Origin of the sequence: Streptomyces sp. NBC_01003 (assembly GCF_045162695.1) — a bacterium.
GTDB lineage: Bacteria > Actinomycetota > Actinomycetes > Streptomycetales > Streptomycetaceae > Streptomyces.
Window position 1 is genome coordinate 9,392,426 of record NZ_CP108707.1, and the last position, 17,553, is coordinate 9,409,978.

The following is a 17,553-nucleotide window of genomic DNA, read 5'->3' on the forward strand; positions in this document are numbered from 1 at the left end:
CGAGCGGCCCCGTCACCGACGGAGCCGCTCTCTTGGCGAAGGAGCCTCCACCTTGATCGTTTCCTTAGTCCGGAAAAGTGGGCTGGGCGTGCGGCGGTTGGAGGGGTTCGGGCAGATCGCTGCGGCGGGCTATGTCGGCACGGATCGAGTGCGGCAGCCAGCCGTCGGTGAACCGCAGCCGGGCCCCCGCGGCCGGATGGTGGCGCACGGCCTCGATCACGGCGCCGGTGGTGGGCCGGTCCCCGGGGTTCTTCGCGAGGCACTGCCACAGCAGGTTCTGCAGCTCGGGCGGTACGTGCGTGAGGTCGGGCTGTTCGTGCACGACCCGGTACAGGGCCGACTCGGGGCCGCTGCCGAAGGGCGGCGCGCCGCAGACCGCGTACACCGCGAGGGCTCCGAGCGCGAAGACGTCCGTGGCGTCCGTGGCGGGTCTGCCCAGGGCCTGCTCGGGGGCCATGAAGGCGGGTGTGCCGATCTGCAGGCCCGCGCTGGTGAGCGCGACGGCGTCGGCGGCCCGGGCGATACCGAAGTCGATCACCCGCGGGCCGTCGGAGGCCAGCAGTACGTTGGCCGGCTTGAGGTCGCGATGAACCACACCGGCGGCATGGATCGCCTGGAGCGCTTCGGCGATGCCGGCCATGAGCAGCAGCACCGTCGGAACGGGCAGCGGGCCGTGCCGGTGGACCACCTCGTGCAGCGAGGGCCCCGGCACATAGGCGGTGGCCAACCACGGTGTCGCGGCGTCCGTGCCGGAGTCGATGACCGGGGCCGTGTACAGGCCGTGGACGCGCTGGGTGTTCGTCACCTCCTGGGCGAACCGGTGGCGGAAAGCGGTGTCCCCGGCGAGTTCCGGTCGCACCGTCTTCAGGGCGACCGGCCGGCCCCCGGGTGTGAAGGCCAGATAGACATGGCCCATGCCGCCCGAACCGAGCCGGGCGCACAGCCGGTAGCCGCCGATCTCGTGCGGATCGTCCGCGGACAGGGCCTCGAAGGAGGGTGGCGCTCCGCGCCGGTCGGAGGTCATGCGGTGGCTCTCTCAGGGTGTGACGGACAAGGGGGCCGCGTGTGGCACGCGCGGGACAGGGGAGAGGATTGGACTGCATCGTGCCCGTGACTGAAGTTTCAGTCAATAAGAGGTGAGGTTCGGCCGGTGAGAGCGGTTAGGGTAGGAATCGTGGGCGACCGTAGAACAGGGATCATGGAGGCAGCCGCGCGGGTCATCGCCCGCCGCGGAGTGCGCGGGCTGCGGGTGGAGGAGCTGGCCGCCGAGGCCGGGGTGTCCACCGCGCTCATCTACTACCACTTCAAGGACCGCGCGGGGATCCTGCGCCGGACCCTGGAGTTCATCAACGACCGCGCCGAGCGCTACACCACGGAGCACGACGCCGACGCCGAGCCCCTGACCCCACGTCAGGAGCTGGAGCGCACCCTTCTCCTGGAGCTCCAGGACGAGCCGGTCGTCCGCGAGAACAGCACCGCGTGGGGCGAGCTGCGCGCCAGTGCCATCTTCGACCCCGATCTGCGGGAAGACCTGGCAAGGGCGACGCTGATCTGGGTGCAGGAAATCTCCGAACTGCTCGGCCAGGTACGGCCGATGGCCACCGTCACCGCCCTCGCGATCTCCGCCGAGCGGCTGACGCTTCTGGTGGAGGGCATCAGCATGCGCTGGCTCAGCGGCATCCTCCCGCTGGAGCACGCCCGCGAGCTGATGCTGGACGCCATCGACGCCGAACTGGGGCGGCTGGAGCGCAGGTAGGTGCTGCCCGCCCCGGCGGTGTGCGTCGCTCCGGCGCCCTGACCTGCTGGTTACAGTACGGACGTGAGTACTCGACGCGCCAAACTGCTGGAAGCCACCTGCCGAGTGATCGCCCTGCGGGGAGTGAGAGGACTGCGGGTCGAGGAGGTCGCCGCCGAGGCGGGTGTGTCCAAGACCCTGATCTACTACCACTTCCGCGACCGGTCGGGCCTGGTCACGAGCGCGCTGGAGTACGTCAACGACCGTGCCGAAGGGTATGCGGGCGTCTCCGACGACGAGGACGCCCCCGTTCGTGAGCTGCTGCTCCGGCTGCTGGTCGGAGAGTTCCAGGACGACCGGTCCGTGCGCGAGAACTCCGCGGTGTGGGGCGAGGTGCGAGCCGCGGCCACCTTCGACGAAGGGCTGCGGCCGGTCCTGGCGACACTGACCGAACGCTGGCTCGTCGAGCTGGCCGAGGTGATCGAGGACGGTCAGGACGACGGGGACATCCCGGCGTCGGTGGACTCGCGCGCCGCCGCGGTCCGGCTGACTTCGCTGGTGGAAGGGCTGAGCGGGCGCTGGCTCGCCGGCCTGCTCACCACCGCCGAGGCCCGGGCTCATGTGGCCGCCGCTCTGGAGCGCGAGCTTCTTCCCGATCCGCAGGGCTGATCTGCGGAGCTGAGCTGTAGGGCTCATGGGCTGGGTGGGCCGAGCCCCAGAGGCTCGCCGGACGCCCGGGGCCCTGCGCGGCTCTTTGACTGAAAATCCAGTCAGTGTCACAATGGGGGCGTGGTGACACCGAGCCGCCCGGCTCGCTCCCTGCCCGGGTCGCGCCCTGCGGCCCAGGGGATACGGGTGAGTGCGGCAGCCGCCCAGGCGCCGCAGGCTGACGGCTCCCGTCACGGCGTGGGCGAACGGTGGCGGCCGTAGAGGCTTCCGGCCCGTCCCACGCGAGGCTCGGCAAGGTCCCTGTCGCCGATGACCGCTCCCTGGCGATTCGGTGGCCTCAACAGCCGCTCAATACACAGCACTTGATGTGGAGCCCTCCCATGAACGAACCTCCGCTGGGCAGGCGTCTGCTCGACGCGCTTTTCGGGGCGAGCCCCTCGCGTCAGCCCGGCTACGACAGCACAGCCGATGACGGATGGCACGTACCGGCGGACGATGTCCCGCACGTGCGGACATGGATGTCCTGGCCGGCGAGCAGATCCATCTGGGGCCGCCGGCTGTCCGGAGTCCAGCAGGACATCGCCCTCATCGCCCGCACGGTCTCCGCCTACGAGGCCGTCATCATGTGTGCCCCGGACGAGGACACCGCCGAGGACGCCAGGGCTGCCTGCGGCCGGGACGTCACCGTCATCACGTCGATCCCCACGGACGACCTCTGGATGCGTGACACGTGCGCCGTCTTCCGGCGCGACGGCCGGGGAAACCGTGACGCCGTAGGCCTCAACTTCAACGGATGGGGCCACAAGCAGACGCACCGAGACGACGCCGCCGTGGCCGAGTGGGTCGCCGAATTCAATGAACTCGAATTCGAACGGGCGGACTTCGTCGGAGAAGGCGGCTCGATCGAGACCGACGGTGACGGGACGGTGATGGCCACCGAGAGCAGCCTCGTCAACAAGAACCGCAACCGCGGAATGAGCCGGACGGAGATCGAGGAGGCCGTACTGCACGCATACGGCGCCGAAAAGATGATCTGGGTTCCAGGCGTCCGCGGCCGGGACATCACCGACAACCACATCGACGTCACGTCCCGCTTCATCCGCCCCGGCGTGGTCATGGTGCAGATGCCGCCCGGCGACAGGGGGGACGTCTGGGCCCGCGACGCGCGTGAGCAGTTCGCGATCCTGTCCGGCGAGACCGACGCCAGGGGGAGGAGACTCCAGGTCATCCAGGTCGACGGCCCCGATACCGTCCGCTCACGCAGCTCGCAGTTCGTCGACTCGTACCTCAATTTCCATGTCGTCAACGGCGCCGTCATCACGGCACAGTTCGGGGACCGGACGAAGGACCACGCCGCCCGCCAGGCGCTCTCCGACGCGTTCCCCGGACGCGAGGTGATCCAGCTCGATGTCGACCGCCTCATGGGCGGAGGCGGCGGCATTCACTGCTCCACCATGCACGAACCCGTGCCGTAGATCCCCACACGCTGCCGTACACCCCCATACGCACGTAGATATCCGAAAACGCATCCAGCTACCTGAAAAACGCGCCTCGATAACCGAAAAGGCGACAGCCGTCGGATATTTCTGTCCCCAGGGCTCCACGATTCAGGATCCAGGAATCCTGAAAGTAGCCCGTCAGCTGAATTCCGGAGTTCTCAGTGCCCCATCCCCCCATGTCCCGTCGCAGTGCGCTGCGTTCCTTCGCCGGCGTCGGCGCGCTCGCCCTCGGAGCCGCGGCCTGCGGCCCCGGTGACGAACTGACCTCCTCCGCGTCCTCGTCCTCCGCGAGCGGGGTGAAGGCGTCGGGCCGCAGGTTCGGAGCGGAGTGGGACAGCCACACTCGTACGTTCATGTCCTGGCCCGCGCTGGAATCGGTGTGGTTCGAGGATCTGCCCGCCGTGCGCGACGACATCGCTCGCGTGGCGCGGGCCGTGGCGGAGTACGAGGCGGTGGTGCTGATGGCGCGGCCGGAACAGGTCGACGCCGCCCAGCGGGCCTGCGGCTCCCAGGTCGAGGTCATCCCTCTCGAAGTGGACGACCTGTGGGCGCGCGACATCGTCCCCGTGTTCGTGGAGGAGTCGGACGGCCGCCTGCTGGGCGTCGATTTCAACTTCAACGGCTGGGGCAACAAGCAGGAGCACCGCAACGACGCCCAGGTCGGCCGACTCCTGCTGGCCAAGTACGACATCGCCCGCTCGAAGGCCCCGCTCGTCGCCGAGGGCGGCTCCTTCGAGACCGACGGCGAGGGCACGCTCCTGCTGACCGAGAGTTCGGTGGTCAACAAGAACCGCAACCCCGGTAAGAGCCGCGAACAGATCGAGGCCGAACTCAAGAGCACCCTGGGCGTCGAAAAGGTGCTCTGGCTGGCCGGAGTGCGGGGCCAGGACATCACGGACGCCCACGTCGACAGCCTCGTCAGGTTCACCGCGCCGGGCGTCGTCCTCGTGGACCAGGCGTACCCCGGCAGCCCGCCGGACGTGTGGTCGCGCTCGGCGGACCAGGCCAGGTCGGTCCTCGAGGAAGCCACGGACGCCCGAGGCAAGCGCCTGGAAGTCGTCGACCTGCCTCAGCCGGACCTCGACAAGATCACCGGCCGCGGCGACGACTTCGTATCGACGTATGCGAACTTCTACGTCGCCAACGGCGCCGTGTTCATGCCGCGCTTCGGCGACACCCGGGCAGACGACCGCGCGAAGGGGATCCTCCAGGACCACTTCCCGACGCGTGACATCGTGCCCGTGAAGATCGACACCATCGCGGGTGGCGGCGGCGGAATCCACTGCTCGACCCACGACCAGCCGGGCAAGCCCGCCGCGTAACCGCACGCCACGCACAGGGCCGCCAGGTCGGGGACGAGCCGTCACATGCCGAGGGCGGACGTCGGCTCGTTCCCCGCCTGGCGGCCCTGGCGGCCCTGGCGGCCCTGGCGGCTCTAGCCGCTCTAGCCGCTCGGGCAGGTCGGGCAGATCGAGCAGGTCTGACAGATCGCGCGCGCCTCCGCCGTCGCGGTCCGTGAGTTGACCGTTGTCCTGGCGGGCGTCAGGGCCGATCGCCCGTCGGGGTCCGGCTGTCTCCTGGGCATGGCGTATCGACGGTGCGGCTTCCGTTGTATCGCGAACGTATTTCCGGTGAACCCTTGACGTCGCGCGACCCACCGCTATTAGATCTCCACTATTGGGCATGCGGCCAATAGGGTCGATCGGTCATGCCGTGACGCTTCATGGGAGGACGCGATGGCGACCAGAGACCTGACAGCCACCGTCGGCAGTGACACGGCCAAGGCCGTGGAACAGGCCGGACAGCTGGAAGCGCACGGGATCGACCACATCCCCGAAGAGGAGCGGCACGGCCGGCCGCGGGAACTGTTCGCGGTGTGGGCGGCGCCCAATGTGAGCTACCTGAGCCTCGTCGTGGGTGCGGCGCTGGTCCTGATGGGCCTCACCCTCGGGCAGGCGCTTGCGGTGATCGTCGCCGGCAACCTGCTGTGGGCGCTCACCGGAGTCCTGGCCGTCAGCGGACCGGCCGCGGGCACCACGGGCTCGGTCATCTCCCGTGCCATGTACGGAATCCTCGGGAACAAGGCCGTCATCGCGCTCACCGGCTGGCTGATCTCCGCGGCCTATCTGGCGCTGAACTGGTCCGCCGCCTCGGTCGCCGCGTTCGGGCTCGCCCGACGGCTCGGCGCACCCGACAGCCCCGTGCTCGACGCCGTCATCATCTGCGGGATCGCCGCGGTCACCCTCGTGGTCAGCGTGTACGGCCACGCCACGATCGTGCGGCTGTACTCCGTGCTGAGCGTCGCCCTCACCGTCGTGTTCGTCGTGGTGAGCGGCTACGCGCTGGCGCACACCGACTGGTCCTACCGGCCCGCCGAGTCACTGCACGGCGCCCAGCTCTGGGTGACGCTGGCCGGCGGCTTCGCGATCATGGCGTCCACCCCGCTCTCGTACAGCAACAGCCCCGACCTGGCGCGATACCTGCCGCGCGACAGCAAGCCGATGGCGGTGGCCGGGTGGACCGCGCTCGGGGCCTTCCTGCCGAGCGTGCTCTTCACCGGCGTCGGCGCCCTGGCCGCCACCACACTCGACATGAGCGACCCGGAGGCGGCGCTCGAGGGGATCCTCCCGGGCTGGTTCATCCCGGTGTTCGTCATCGCCGTCGTCCTCAACACTGTCGCCAACAACGGCCTCACCGCGTACAGCGCGGGTCTCACCTTCCAGTCCATCGGCGTGCGGCTCGGCCGGATCTGGGCTGTCCTGATCATCGGCATCCTGGCCACGGCCATGACGCTGTACGCACTCCTGGTCTTCGACTTCCTGACCAGCGTGAACACCATGCTCGAACTCGTCGTGGTGGTCACGGGACCGGCCGTCGGCGTGTACGTCGCCGACATCTGGATCTGCCGCAACCGCTACGACGGCCCCCAACTCCTCGACGAGCGGCGCGGCAGCCCGTTCTGGTACGACGCGGGCGTGCACCGGGCGGGCGTGGCGGGGTTCCTCGCCGGCGCTCTCGCCGGGGTCCTCTGCGTGAGTACGAGCTTCTGGACCGGCCCCGTCTCGTCGTTGCTCGGCGGCGCGAACCTGTCCCTCATCGCGGGACTCGTGGTCTCGGCCGCCGTTTATGGAGGGTTGGGGCGCACGCGGCGCCGCGCGGTGATCACGGAACCGGGCGAGTGACCGACGCGCGCCGCAGCCACCTCCCCACGCAATGCCCCGACATCCCCACACCCGCCACATCCCCACAGTCTCCGAGGAGAAGGCAGTCATGATCGCCCGTCCCGCCGAACGCCTCCACGTCGCGGTCGCCTCGTCCGACCCCTTCGCGCGCGGAGCCGCCCGCGGTGATCGACTGCGCGACACCCTCCCCGGAGGGATCGCCGGGTACGACCGCTTCTTCCGGCTCGGCGGCACCAGCCCGCATCAGGTCCGCGACGACGCCGAGCGCGCTCTCGACACCATCGACGCGTTCCGCCCCCGCGCGCGGGCAGAGATCGAGGGCATCGCGCACGGCGCCGGTGTCGACATCTGGCGCATTGCCGCGCTCAACGCCCGCACCGAGATACTCGCCCGCAGTGCCACCGTCCCACCCGGCGAATGCTCGACGATCGTCCGCCGCACGGGCGGCACGGGCGGCGCCTCCGGCACCGTCGACACCTTCGGCATTCAGACCTGGGACTGGCACGTCGAACTGAACCCCTACTGGCACACCCTGGAGTCCCGCGGCGGCACCCACGACGTCGTCGGCCTCACCGAGCACGGCATCCTCGGCAAGATCGGCATCAACAGCGCAGGCCTCGCACTGCACTTCAACATCCTGGGCCACCGCCGCGACGGCATCGGCGGCATCCCCATGCATGTCCTTGCCGCCGTCGTCCTGGAGGAAGCCGGGAGCGTGGCGGAGGCGGTCGAGATCGTGCGCGGCGCCCCGATCGCCTCCTCGGGATCGTTCGCCCTCTTCGACACCACCGAGGCCGTACTCCTCGACCTGAGTCCCGAGGGTGTGTTCGCGGTGGAATCCGACCGGGGCACGCTCGTGCGCACCAACCACTTCCTCTCGCCGACCCCTGCGGCCGGCGAGAAGACCTGGCTCTACCAGCCGGATTCCGGCGAGCGCTACGACCTCATCCGGAAACGCCTGACGCCCACCGCGCTGCCGCAGTCCCCGGACGAACTCGTCGCCCTTCTCGTATCGGGGAAGGGCGAAGCGGCCCTCACCTGTCTGCCCGACCTGAGCCTTCCCGAGGGACAGCGATGGGCAAGCCTGGCGACGGTCGTCCTCGAACCGGCCGCCCGCACGGCCCGCATCCTGGACGGCACACCGGCTGACGCCGGTTCACGGCCCTGGCGCCACCTCGCGGCACAGCGCGGCTCGGACACCGGATCCGGAACGCGGTGAACTCTTCACGCTCTTCTGATTCCATGAAGGCCCCGCTCAAGTGCCTCCATGAGGGAAGGGACAGCAAGCATGGTGAAGGCGAACAGCGCGCTGCTCGTGATGGACGTCCAGCGGGACGTCGTCCGCATCGCCGACGACGGATCCGGTTATCTGGCCCGCCTGACAGGGGCGATCGCGGGCGCCCGCGCGGCGGGGATCCCCGTGATCTACGTGGTCATGCGGCTACGGCCGGGTCAGCCCGAAGTCAGCCCGCGCAACAGGACGCTCGACACCGTTCTGCAGGCGGGCCTGTTCACCGACGGGGCTCCCGGCACCGAGATCCACGACGACGTCGCGCCCCGCCCGGGCGACATCGTGGTCACCAAGAGGCGGGCGAGCGCGTTCTCGGGCAGCGACCTCGACTCGGTGCTCAGGGCTCGCGACATCAACAGCCTTGTGCTGGCAGGCATCGCCACCAGCGGCGTGGTGCTGCACACCCTGTGCCAGGCCAACGACCTGGACTTCGGCCTCACCGTCCTGTCGGACGCCTGCCTCGACCTCGACCCGGAGGTGCACCGGACCCTCATCGGGAAACTGTTCCCGCAGTGGGCGGAGGTCGTCACCGTCGAGGACTGGGTCGGTTCCCTCGCTCAGTGACGGGCGCCCAGCACCTTCCTCATCGGCCATGAGCACCCGAATGCAAGGTGATCACCCCGCTCGGTTCGGGTGTGGTGACGACTCGGGGGAGCACGACAATGGCCGAGCCGGTACGCGCGTCGCTGGGAGAGATGTGGATCACCTGCCAGGTCTGCCGCAGCGAACTCTTCCGTGAGCGGGGCATCAGGCTCAACAGCACCGGCATGGAGTTCATGAAGCTGGCGTGGGCGGACGCGACGGCGACGGGCCTGATCTGCTGGAAGTGTGGATACGTGCACCTCTTCGTGAACCGTGAGATCCGGCTTCACCGGGCCGAGGACTGACCTGGCGCGGGGAGTCGTGGGCCTCCCCGGTATCAACACACGCAGGGTTCCGTGTGAGATCCGGGCCCGAAGCGGGAACAGACGGCGGCGGCCGACCGTTCTTGCTGACAATGCCGTGTGCACTGGCGATGAGGGGGAGGGGCGTTCATGACCCAGGTGTCCCGCCTGTGCGCCCTGGTCATCGCCCCGTACCGCCCGGTGCACCTGTACACCCGGGCCCATATCGACCTCCAGCGCGTGGCCGGCGCGCTCTGTTGTTCCTGACCGGATTCTTCGCCGTCGCACCCTCCGCCTGAGGGTCGCTCATCTCGTACGGTCGATCAGGAAGGCACCCTTTCGTGTCCTCGTCTTCTTTGCTGCCCTCTTCAACCTCCGCACTGCACCTTGCCGTTGCCCTTGACGGCGCAGGCTGGCACCCGGCCGCCTGGCGCGAGCAGGTGTCCCGGCCCCGGGAGCTGTTCACCGCCCGCTACTGGGCCGACCTCGTCCAGGAGGCCGAGCGCGGGCTGCTCGACTTCGTGACGATCGAGGACGGACTCGGGCCCCAGTCCTCGCACTTCACGGAACCCGACGCCCGCACCGACCAGGTCCGCGGGCGCCTCGACGCCGTGCTCATCGCCGCCCGCGTCGCCCCGCTGACCCGGCACATAGGCCTCGTGCCGACCGTGGTCGCCACACACACGGAGCCGTTCCACATATCCAAGGCGATCGCCACGCTCGACTATGTGAGCTCCGGCCGCGCGGGTCTACGCGTACAGGTGTCGGCACGCCGGAACGAGGCCGCGCACTTCGGACGCCGTACGTTTCCCGCCCTGCGCATCGAGGACCTGGACAGCCCGGAGGCGAAAGAGCTGACGGGCGACCTCTTCGACGAGGCCTCCGACTACGTCGAAGCGGTGCGCCGGCTGTGGGACAGCTGGGAGGACGACGCCGAGATCAGGGACGTCGCCACCGGCCGCTTCATCGACCGCGACAAGCTGCACTACATCGACTTCGAGGGCAGGCACTTCAGCGTCAAGGGCCCCTCGATCACGCCACGTCCGCCCCAGGGACAGCCGGTCGTCACCGCCCTGGCCCATCAGAGCGTGCCGTTCCAACTCGTCGCACGCTCCACCGACATCGGATACGTGACCCCGCACGACGCGGACCAGGCACGTGCCATCGTCGACGAGATCCGTACGGCACAGGCCGCGGCCGGACGCTCGGACGAGCCTGTCCATGTCTTCGGAGACCTCGTGGTCTTCCTGGACGACGACCCGGCCGCGGCGGCGGCACGGCGCGAACGCCTCGACGGCCTGGCGGGCTACACGTACGCCGGCGACGCACGGATCTTCACGGGCACTCCGGCTCAACTGGCCGATCTGCTCCAGGAGTTGCAGCAGTCGGGCCTCACCGGCTTCCGGCTTCGTCCCGCCGTCGTGGGCCACGACCTACCCGCGATCACCCAGGGACTCGTCCCCGAGCTGCAGCGGCGCGGAGCGTTCCGGAGCGCGTACGAGGCCGACACCCTGCGCGGACTCCTCGGGCTCGCGCGCCCCGCCAACCGCTACGCCGCCACCGCCACCGTCTGAGCCGGAGGGAACACAGACCATGCCCCGCAAGCAGATCCACCTCGCGGCCCACTTCCCGGGTGTCAACAACACCACCGTATGGAGCGACCCCAAGGCCGGCAGTCACGTCGAGTTCAGCTCCTTCGCCCACTTCGCGCAGACGGCCGAGCGGGCCAAGTTCGACTTCCTGTTCCTGGCCGAGGGCCTGCGCCTGCGCGAACAGGGCGGAGAGATCTACGACTTGGACGTGGTGGGGCGGCCCGACACCTTCACTGTCCTCACCGCGCTCGCCGCGGTCACCGAGCGCCTCGGCCTGACCGGCACCATCAACTCCACCTTCAACGAGCCCTACGAGGTCGCGCGCCAGTTCGCCAGCCTCGACCACCTCTCGGACGGGCGTGCAGCGTGGAACGTCGTCACGTCCTGGGACGCGTTCACCGGCGAGAACTTCCGGCGCGGCGGGTTCCTGCCGCAGGACGAGCGGTACTCGCGGGCCAAGGAGTTCCTGACCACCGCGAGCGAGCTGTTCGACTCGTGGCACGGCGACGAGATCGTCGCCGATCAGGCGAGCGGCACCTTCCTGCGCGACGCCCAGGCCGGAGCCTTCGTCCACCAGGGACAGCACTTCGACATCAGCGGTCAGTTCAACGTCCCCCGCAGCCCCCAGGGCCGCCCGGTGATCTTCCAGGCAGGCGACTCCGACGAGGGGCGGGAGTTCGCCGCGTCGAGCGCCGACGCGATCTTCAGCCGGTACAGCACCCTCAAGGAGGGCCAGGCGTTCTACACGGACGTCAAGGGCCGCCTGGCCCGCCACGGCCGTACGCACGACCAGCTCCTGATCCTGCCCGCCGCGACCTTCGTGCTCGGCGAGAGTGACGTCGAGGCGGCGGAGCTGGCCCGCGAGGTACGCCGGCAGCAGGTCAGTGGCGCCACCGCGATCAAGCACCTGGAGTTCGTCTGGAACCGTGACCTGTCCGGCTACGACCCGGACGGCCCGCTCCCCGAGATCGACCCCGACCTCGGCGAGCACACCATCGCGCGCGGCCGCGCCCAGGTCCGCATGTACCGCGACCCGCTGGCCACCGCCCGCGAGTGGCGGGAGCGTGCAGCCGCCAACAAGTGGTCGATCCGGGATCTCGTCATCGAGACCGGCAACCGCCAGTCGTTCGTGGGTTCCCCGGCCACGGTCGCCGAGACGATCAACGACTTCGTCCAGGCGGACGCGGCCGACGGCTTCATCCTCGTCCCGCACATCACCCCCGGCGGCCTCGACGTCTTCGCCGACACCGTCGTCCCGCTGCTCCAGGAGCGCGGGGTGTACCGCACGGAGTACGAGGGCACCACCCTGCGCGACCACTTGGGCTTGAGTGAACCGACCGCCGTGGAAGCCGGGACCCGGCGAGCGGCGTCGTAACGACCTGTCCGCCACGCGATCTGCACCTGGGTCGGACCCGGCGGTGAGCTTTCCGCCGCCGGGTCCGGCGCCGCCCGATACTGTGCACCGCGTGATCAACTCATCTGCGAGTTCTGACGATTCCGTGGTCGCGACAGCCGCGGCGAGTGCCGGTGCCGACGTGGTGCGCAGCCTGTACGGGCGACGCCTCACCCGCATCGACAAGGGCGCGGGGGACTTTGCCACCGCCGCCGACGTGGAGGCCGAGAAGGCCATTGTCGACGTCATCCGCGCCGCCCGCCCCGACGACGCGGTGGTCGGTGAGGAAGGCGGGCAGCAAGGCACGGCCGATGCCGCGCGCCAATGGCTGGTGGATCCGTTGTGCGGCACGTTGAACTACGCCGTCGGCAGCATGCTCGTTGCAGTCAACGTGGCGCTGCGCGATGGAGCGGCGGCGGTGGCCGACCCGTTCAGCGGCGAGGTGTTCTTCACCGACGGCACGAGCGCTTGGGTGCGGCGCGACGGGGTGGACGAGCCGCTGGCCCCGACCTCCGCCACCTCGCTCGTGGATGTCAACCTGGACCCGCCGTTCATCGGCCGGCCCGGCTTCCGGGCCGTTGATCTGCTGGCCCGTCCCGCGTTCGTCGAGCGGTTCCGGCCGCGGGTCGTGTCGACGACGCTGGCGCTGGCCTGGGTCGCGGCCGGCAGGCGCGCCGCGTACGTCACCGATGGCGGTGACCTCACCGGGAGTGTGCATTTCGCCGCGGGCATCGCACTGTGCCGGGCCGCCGGCTGCGTGGTCACTGGGATCGACGGTGCCCCAACTGGGCCTGCGGGGCGCGGACTTGTGGTGGCCGCCGACACCGAGACGCACGGGCAGCTGATGTCGATGATCCGCGGCTGAAGGCGCAGCGGCGACCGCTGCCCGCCTGTGCAGGGGCGGTTGTGTGTACGGCCGCAAGCCCGCCGCCCCGGTGACTGTGATCACCGGGGCGGCGGGCTTGCGGTGGGGAGGGGCCCCGGATCGGGCGGGGCCGTGGGATCAGCCGCGTACGGGCTCCAGCTCCCGCTCCTCCTCGGCTGCCGGTGACGACGACGGGGCGAGGGTCTTGTGCAGCTTCTCGCCCTCGACATCCACGTTGGGCAGGATCTTGTCGAGCCAGCGGGGCAGCCACCAGGCAGACTTGCCGAGCAGGGCGAGGACCGCCGGGACGATCGCCATGCGGACGACGAAGGCGTCGAAGAACACCGCGATGGCGAGCCCGAAGCCCATCATCTTGATCATGTCGTTGTTCTCCATGATGAACCCGGAGAAGACGCTGATCATGATGATCGCCGCCGCGCCGACGACCCGGCCGCCGTGCTTGAAGCCGGTGACGACCGCCTCGGCGGGGCGGGCCCCATGGACGTACGCCTCTCGCATCCGTGTCACGAGGAACACCTCGTAGTCCATCGCCAGGCCGAACACCACGCCGATCATGAAGATCGGCATCATCGACATGATGGGGCCCGGCTGGTCGACGCCGACGATGTCCGCGAGCCAGCCCCACTGGAACACGGCGACGACTGCGCCGAGCGCCGCGGCGACCGACAGCAGGAAGCCGAGGGCCGCCTTCAGCGGGACGAGAACCGAGCGGAAGACCAGCATCAGGAGCAGGAAGGCGAGCCCGACGACGAGACCCAGGTAGGGCAGGAGCGCGTCGTTGAGGGTCTGGGAGAAGTCGATGGTCATCGCCGTCTGCCCGGTGACCAGGACGTCGGAGTGGGTGTCCGCCTCCAGGCCGCCGGTGGTGGACCTGATCGTCTTGACGAGTTCCTCGGTCTTGTGGTCGCTCGGTCCGGTGGTCGGGACGACCGTGATGATCGCCGTGTCACCGGCCGGGTTCACCGAGGCGGGGGTGACCGCGGCGACGCCGTCGACCTTGGCGAGGGACGTGCCCACCGTCTTGGCGGCGGCGGCAGCGTCCTTGGCTCCGCCCGTGTCGACGGTGACCATCAGCGGGCCGTTGAAGCCCGCCCCGAACGACTCGGACAGCATGTCGTACGCCTTGCGCTGCGTGGTGTCCGGCGCCGACGTCCCCTCGTCGGGCAGCCCGAGCTCCAGGCTCGTCGCCGGGATGGCGACCGCGCCCAGGCCGAGTACACCGATCAGCAGCACGGTGACGGGGCGGCGCAGCACGAGGCGCGCCCAGCGGGTGCCGAGGTTGGGCTTGGCGTCCTTGGCATCCCTGGCACTGTGCGCGGCGGCCGGCTTCGCGAGGTTCTTACGGTCCTTGCGGCGCAGGGCGCGCTTGCCCGCGAAACCGAGCAGCGCGGGGATCATGGTCAGCGCGATGAGTACGGCGATGGCCACCGTGGCCGCCGCTGCGAGGCCCATCTTGGTGAGCATGGGGATGTTGACGACCGACAGACCCGCGAGAGCCACGATGACGGTCAGTCCGGCGAAGACCACGGCGGAGCCCGCGGTGCCGGTGGCCCGGCCCGCCGCTTCCTCCGGTTCCCGGCCCTCGGCTATCTCGGCGCGGTAGCGGGAGACGATGAAGAGGGCGTAGTCGATCCCGACCGCGAGCCCGATCATCATCGCCAGCGTCGAGGTCGTGCCCGAGAGGTTGAGGACGCTCCCCAGGGCGGCGATGCCGGAGACACCGATTCCGACACCGATGATGGCGGTCAGCAGCGGAAGGCCGGCGGCGATCAGCGAGCCGAAGGTGATGACGAGGACGACCGCGGAGACGGCGATGCCGATGAGTTCGGCGGAGCCGCCCATCTCCTGCTCGGCCTGGACCGCGTCGCCGCCCGTCTCGACGGTGAAGCCCTCGGCGCGCGTCTTGTCGGTGGCGTCGGTCAGCGCGTCATGGGTCTTGTCCGTGAGCTCGGTCGAGATCACCTTGTAGGTGACGGACGCGTAAGCGGTGGTGCCGTCCTTGCTGACGGCGTTCGCCTTGTACGGGTCGGCCACACCGGCGACCTGCGACCCCTTGCCGAGCGCGGTGACGAGCTGCTTGACCTCGGCCTTCGCGGCGGGGTCGGTTATCTTCTCGCCCTCCGGCGCCCGGATGACGACGCGGGCGGTCGCGCCCTCCGCACTGGCGGCGGGGAAGCGCTCGTCGAGCAGGTCGAAGGCCTTCTGGGAGTCCGTTCCCGGCATGGAGAACGAGTCGGCGGGCGGGGCGGGCGCGGCCGATGACGCGTATCCGATGCCGCCCAGGAGCAGCACCCACAGAAGTGCCACATAGCGGCGCCGCCTGAAGGAGAGGCGCCCAAGTTTGTAAAGGAAGGTAGCCACGGCGAAAGAGACTCCCGTCGGGTGGAGGCGGAGGCAGGGGCGACCGCCCGGCGGTGCCATGGCACGTCAGGGAAGTCAGCAGGATTTCTCCCTCTATCGTCGCCGCATTCCGGAGCCCGGATGTCAGCCTCCGGGCCGGACTCCGACCCACGCCTGCGGTAGTCGGACTGGGTGGCCGGTCATCCCCCGGTATGACCGCAGGACCCCTTTTGTAGAGCCGTGGGTGCAGGCGGGAGGTGGAGGCGGGGACCTGGGGACGAGTCTGCATCCGGCGCGGGGCCCGTGCCGGGCTCAGGTGTTTGCGCAGGTCACGCGGGCCGAGGCGGTAGGTGGAGAGGGAGGGAAAGGATCATGTCCAGCGACGGCGTGCCGTCCGGTCCGATGAAGGGGCCGACGAGCCGGAACCCGTTCTTCTCGTAGAAGCGCAGTGCTCGCGCGTTGTCGGCGAGGACGCCGCCCCACAGGATGACCCGCGTCCGCCCGAGCCGTCGTACGGCCTCCATGACGAACGGGATGACGAGCGAGCCCACCCCGCTGCCCTGATACGCGTCGGCCAGGGTGGGGCCGAAGCGGCAGTCGGTCCGTTCGGTGAGGGGGATTCCGGCGACCCGGTAGCGCGCGATGTCGGAGGCGGTGAGCGCGAGGCTCAGCTCGAACAGGCCCACGATCCGCTCCGAGGACTCGTCCTCGAGCACCAGCCGCAGCTTGTCGTAACGGGCGATCGCGTCACACAGTTCGCGGGCCGCCGCGAGGTCGTATCCGTCGAATGTGCTCAGCCGCCTCGACTCCGGGGACAGCCCCGCAAGGAAGTCGGCCAGACGCTTCACGTCGGCGTGGACGAGAGGGCGCAGCACGGCTCGCGAACCGTCGCGCAGGCGCAGGCGGCGCGTCAGGACGAGCGGGTCATCGGCGATGTCGGTGAGTGTGAGCACTGAGGCATTGTGCTCCCGAGGGGGCGCGTCGCGGCCTGATGCGTGCGCAGGCGATCGGCAGCCGCGTCGGCCTGGTCCAAGCGCGAGGGTCAGGTGGTCGGCTGGAGCTTGCCGATCCGGCTGACGACCTCCGGGTCACGGTGGTCGAGGAACAGGGACTGGCCTGTGTCCATGGCGTCGACGGACGCCATCTGGCTGTCGGTGAGTTCGAAGTCGAAGACGTCGAGGTTCTCCGCCATGCGGTCGGCGCGGACCGACTTGGGGATCACGACGACCTGCCGCTGAATGAGCCAGCGCAGCACGACCTGCGCAACGGACTTGCCGTGCGCGGCGCCGATCTCGGTGAGCACCGGGTCGGAGAAGAGGTTGTTGCGGCCCTCGGCGAAGGGCCCCCACGACTCGATCTGGACCCCGCGCTCATGCATGACGTCCTGGTCGACGGTGCGCCGGTTGAACGGGTGGGTCTCGATCTGATTGACCGCCGGCGTGATCTCGTTGTGGTCGATGAAGTCCACGAGCCGGTCGGGGTAGAAGTTCGAGACGCCGATGGCCCGGACGACGCCCTCGTGGTGCAGGCGCTCCATGGCACGCCAGGAGCCGTAGACGTCGCCGAAGGGCTGGTGGATCAGGTACAGGTCGAGGTGGTCGAGGCCCAGCCTGCGCAGCGAGGCGTGGAAGGCGTGCCTGGCGTTCTCCTCGCCGGCGCTGGAGATCCACAGCTTGGTCGTGACGAACAGGTCCTCGCGCGGGATGCCGCTGGCCTTGATCGCACGTCCGACGGCCTCCTCGTTGCCGTAGGCGGCCGCGGTGTCGAGGGACCGGTAGCCGGCGGCGAGAGCGTCGCTGACAGCCTGCTCGGTCTGCTCGGGCGGGATCTGGTAGACGCCGAATCCGAGGATCGGCATCTCGACGCCGTTGTTGAGCAGGACGTTCTGCATGGGGGTGTTCCTTACGTGGGTGGTGTTCCTCTCTTGGCCATTCCCCGGCGCGGTGGGTGCTCGCGCAACCGGAGTGCGGCGCCCGGTGCCGCCCGGGCGGCACCGGGCGGGCGGCACCGGGCGGGCGGGCGCGGCCGTGCCCACGCCGCCGTCCGGGGCGATGACCCCAGCATCGGGGTGACTGTGAGTGA

General features: G+C 69.7%; 16 protein-coding genes. 12 read left to right on the forward strand and 4 right to left on the reverse strand.

The window, feature by feature from the left end:
- Positions 1 to 64 precede the first annotated feature (64 nt).
- Positions 65 to 1,024, reverse strand: a complete 960-nt coding sequence (locus OG698_RS43140) for a serine/threonine-protein kinase (RefSeq protein ID WP_406109609.1) — start codon at positions 1,022 to 1,024, stop codon at positions 65 to 67.
- A gap of 174 nt (positions 1,025 to 1,198) precedes the next feature.
- Between OG698_RS43140 and OG698_RS43145 the strand changes: the two genes are divergently transcribed.
- The 12 genes from OG698_RS43145 (at position 1,199) to OG698_RS43200 (ending at position 13,110) form a co-directional block, all read left to right on the forward strand.
- Entirely contained in the window at positions 1,199 to 1,756 is a 558-nt protein-coding gene (locus tag OG698_RS43145; protein WP_406111605.1) for a TetR/AcrR family transcriptional regulator, read from the forward strand.
- 63 nt (positions 1,757 to 1,819) lie between these two features.
- Positions 1,820 to 2,404 (forward strand): TetR/AcrR family transcriptional regulator, encoded by a 585-nt coding sequence (locus tag OG698_RS43150; RefSeq protein ID WP_406109610.1) that lies wholly within the window; start codon positions 1,820 to 1,822, stop codon positions 2,402 to 2,404.
- 380 nt (positions 2,405 to 2,784) lie between these two features.
- Positions 2,785 to 3,879, forward strand: coding sequence for an agmatine/peptidylarginine deiminase (locus OG698_RS43155; RefSeq protein ID WP_406109611.1), 1,095 nt, complete (start codon positions 2,785 to 2,787; stop codon positions 3,877 to 3,879).
- A gap of 200 nt (positions 3,880 to 4,079) precedes the next feature.
- On the forward strand, positions 4,080 to 5,225 hold the full coding sequence (locus OG698_RS43160; protein ID WP_406109612.1) for an agmatine/peptidylarginine deiminase: 1,146 nt from the start codon (positions 4,080 to 4,082) through the stop codon (positions 5,223 to 5,225).
- Between the two features lie 414 nt (positions 5,226 to 5,639).
- Positions 5,640 to 7,085: a purine-cytosine permease family protein gene (locus tag OG698_RS43165; protein ID WP_406109613.1), complete on the forward strand. Its 1,446-nt coding sequence runs from the start codon at positions 5,640 to 5,642 to the stop codon at positions 7,083 to 7,085.
- A gap of 88 nt (positions 7,086 to 7,173) precedes the next feature.
- Positions 7,174 to 8,304 (forward strand): C45 family autoproteolytic acyltransferase/hydolase, encoded by a 1,131-nt coding sequence (locus OG698_RS43170; protein WP_406109614.1) that lies wholly within the window; start codon positions 7,174 to 7,176, stop codon positions 8,302 to 8,304.
- 69 nt (positions 8,305 to 8,373) lie between these two features.
- Complete coding sequence (locus OG698_RS43175; RefSeq protein ID WP_406109615.1) at positions 8,374 to 8,940, forward strand: cysteine hydrolase family protein; 567 nt, start codon at positions 8,374 to 8,376, stop codon at positions 8,938 to 8,940.
- A 98-nt stretch (positions 8,941 to 9,038) separates the two neighbouring features.
- Positions 9,039 to 9,263: a hypothetical protein gene (locus tag OG698_RS43180; protein ID WP_406109616.1), complete on the forward strand. Its 225-nt coding sequence runs from the start codon at positions 9,039 to 9,041 to the stop codon at positions 9,261 to 9,263.
- Positions 9,264 to 9,410: 147 nt separating this feature from the next.
- On the forward strand, positions 9,411 to 9,527 hold the full coding sequence (locus OG698_RS43185) for a putative leader peptide (RefSeq protein ID WP_383090166.1): 117 nt from the start codon (positions 9,411 to 9,413) through the stop codon (positions 9,525 to 9,527).
- A gap of 74 nt (positions 9,528 to 9,601) precedes the next feature.
- Entirely contained in the window at positions 9,602 to 10,834 is a 1,233-nt protein-coding gene (locus OG698_RS43190; protein WP_406109617.1) for an LLM class flavin-dependent oxidoreductase, read from the forward strand.
- Positions 10,835 to 10,853: 19 nt separating this feature from the next.
- Entirely contained in the window at positions 10,854 to 12,227 is a 1,374-nt protein-coding gene (locus OG698_RS43195; protein ID WP_406109618.1) for an NtaA/DmoA family FMN-dependent monooxygenase, read from the forward strand.
- Positions 12,228 to 12,318: 91 nt separating this feature from the next.
- Positions 12,319 to 13,110: an inositol monophosphatase family protein gene (locus OG698_RS43200; RefSeq protein WP_406111607.1), complete on the forward strand. Its 792-nt coding sequence runs from the start codon at positions 12,319 to 12,321 to the stop codon at positions 13,108 to 13,110.
- 138 nt (positions 13,111 to 13,248) lie between these two features.
- Here OG698_RS43200 and OG698_RS43205 read toward each other — a convergent pair whose 3' ends face one another.
- The 3 genes from OG698_RS43205 to OG698_RS43215 form a co-directional block, all read right to left on the reverse strand.
- On the reverse strand, positions 13,249 to 15,492 hold the full coding sequence (locus OG698_RS43205) for an MMPL family transporter (RefSeq protein WP_406109619.1): 2,244 nt from the start codon (positions 15,490 to 15,492) through the stop codon (positions 13,249 to 13,251).
- A gap of 308 nt (positions 15,493 to 15,800) precedes the next feature.
- Positions 15,801 to 16,424 carry a GNAT family N-acetyltransferase gene (locus tag OG698_RS43210; RefSeq protein ID WP_406109620.1) on the reverse strand — a complete coding sequence of 208 codons (624 nt, stop codon included), beginning with the start codon at positions 16,422 to 16,424 and terminating at the stop codon, positions 15,801 to 15,803.
- 89 nt (positions 16,425 to 16,513) lie between these two features.
- Positions 16,514 to 17,362, reverse strand: coding sequence for an aldo/keto reductase (locus OG698_RS43215; protein ID WP_406109621.1), 849 nt, complete (start codon positions 17,360 to 17,362; stop codon positions 16,514 to 16,516).
- Positions 17,363 to 17,553: the final 191 nt, after the last annotated feature.

Coding starts and splice junctions, on each gene's coding strand:
- OG698_RS43140 (WP_406109609.1), bottom strand. CDS start 1,024: ATGACCTCCGACCGGCGCGGAGCGCCACCCTCCTTCGAGGCCCTGTCC.
- OG698_RS43145 (WP_406111605.1), top strand. CDS start 1,199: ATGGAGGCAGCCGCGCGGGTCATCGCCCGCCGCGGAGTGCGCGGGCTG.
- OG698_RS43155 (WP_406109611.1), top strand. CDS start 2,785: ATGAACGAACCTCCGCTGGGCAGGCGTCTGCTCGACGCGCTTTTCGGG.
- OG698_RS43160 (WP_406109612.1), top strand. CDS start 4,080: ATGTCCCGTCGCAGTGCGCTGCGTTCCTTCGCCGGCGTCGGCGCGCTC.
- OG698_RS43165 (WP_406109613.1), top strand. CDS start 5,640: ATGGCGACCAGAGACCTGACAGCCACCGTCGGCAGTGACACGGCCAAG.
- OG698_RS43170 (WP_406109614.1), top strand. CDS start 7,174: ATGATCGCCCGTCCCGCCGAACGCCTCCACGTCGCGGTCGCCTCGTCC.
- OG698_RS43175 (WP_406109615.1), top strand. CDS start 8,374: ATGGTGAAGGCGAACAGCGCGCTGCTCGTGATGGACGTCCAGCGGGAC.
- OG698_RS43180 (WP_406109616.1), top strand. CDS start 9,039: ATGGCCGAGCCGGTACGCGCGTCGCTGGGAGAGATGTGGATCACCTGC.
- OG698_RS43185 (WP_383090166.1), top strand. CDS start 9,411: ATGACCCAGGTGTCCCGCCTGTGCGCCCTGGTCATCGCCCCGTACCGC.
- OG698_RS43195 (WP_406109618.1), top strand. CDS start 10,854: ATGCCCCGCAAGCAGATCCACCTCGCGGCCCACTTCCCGGGTGTCAAC.
- OG698_RS43215 (WP_406109621.1), bottom strand. CDS start 17,362: ATGCAGAACGTCCTGCTCAACAACGGCGTCGAGATGCCGATCCTCGGA.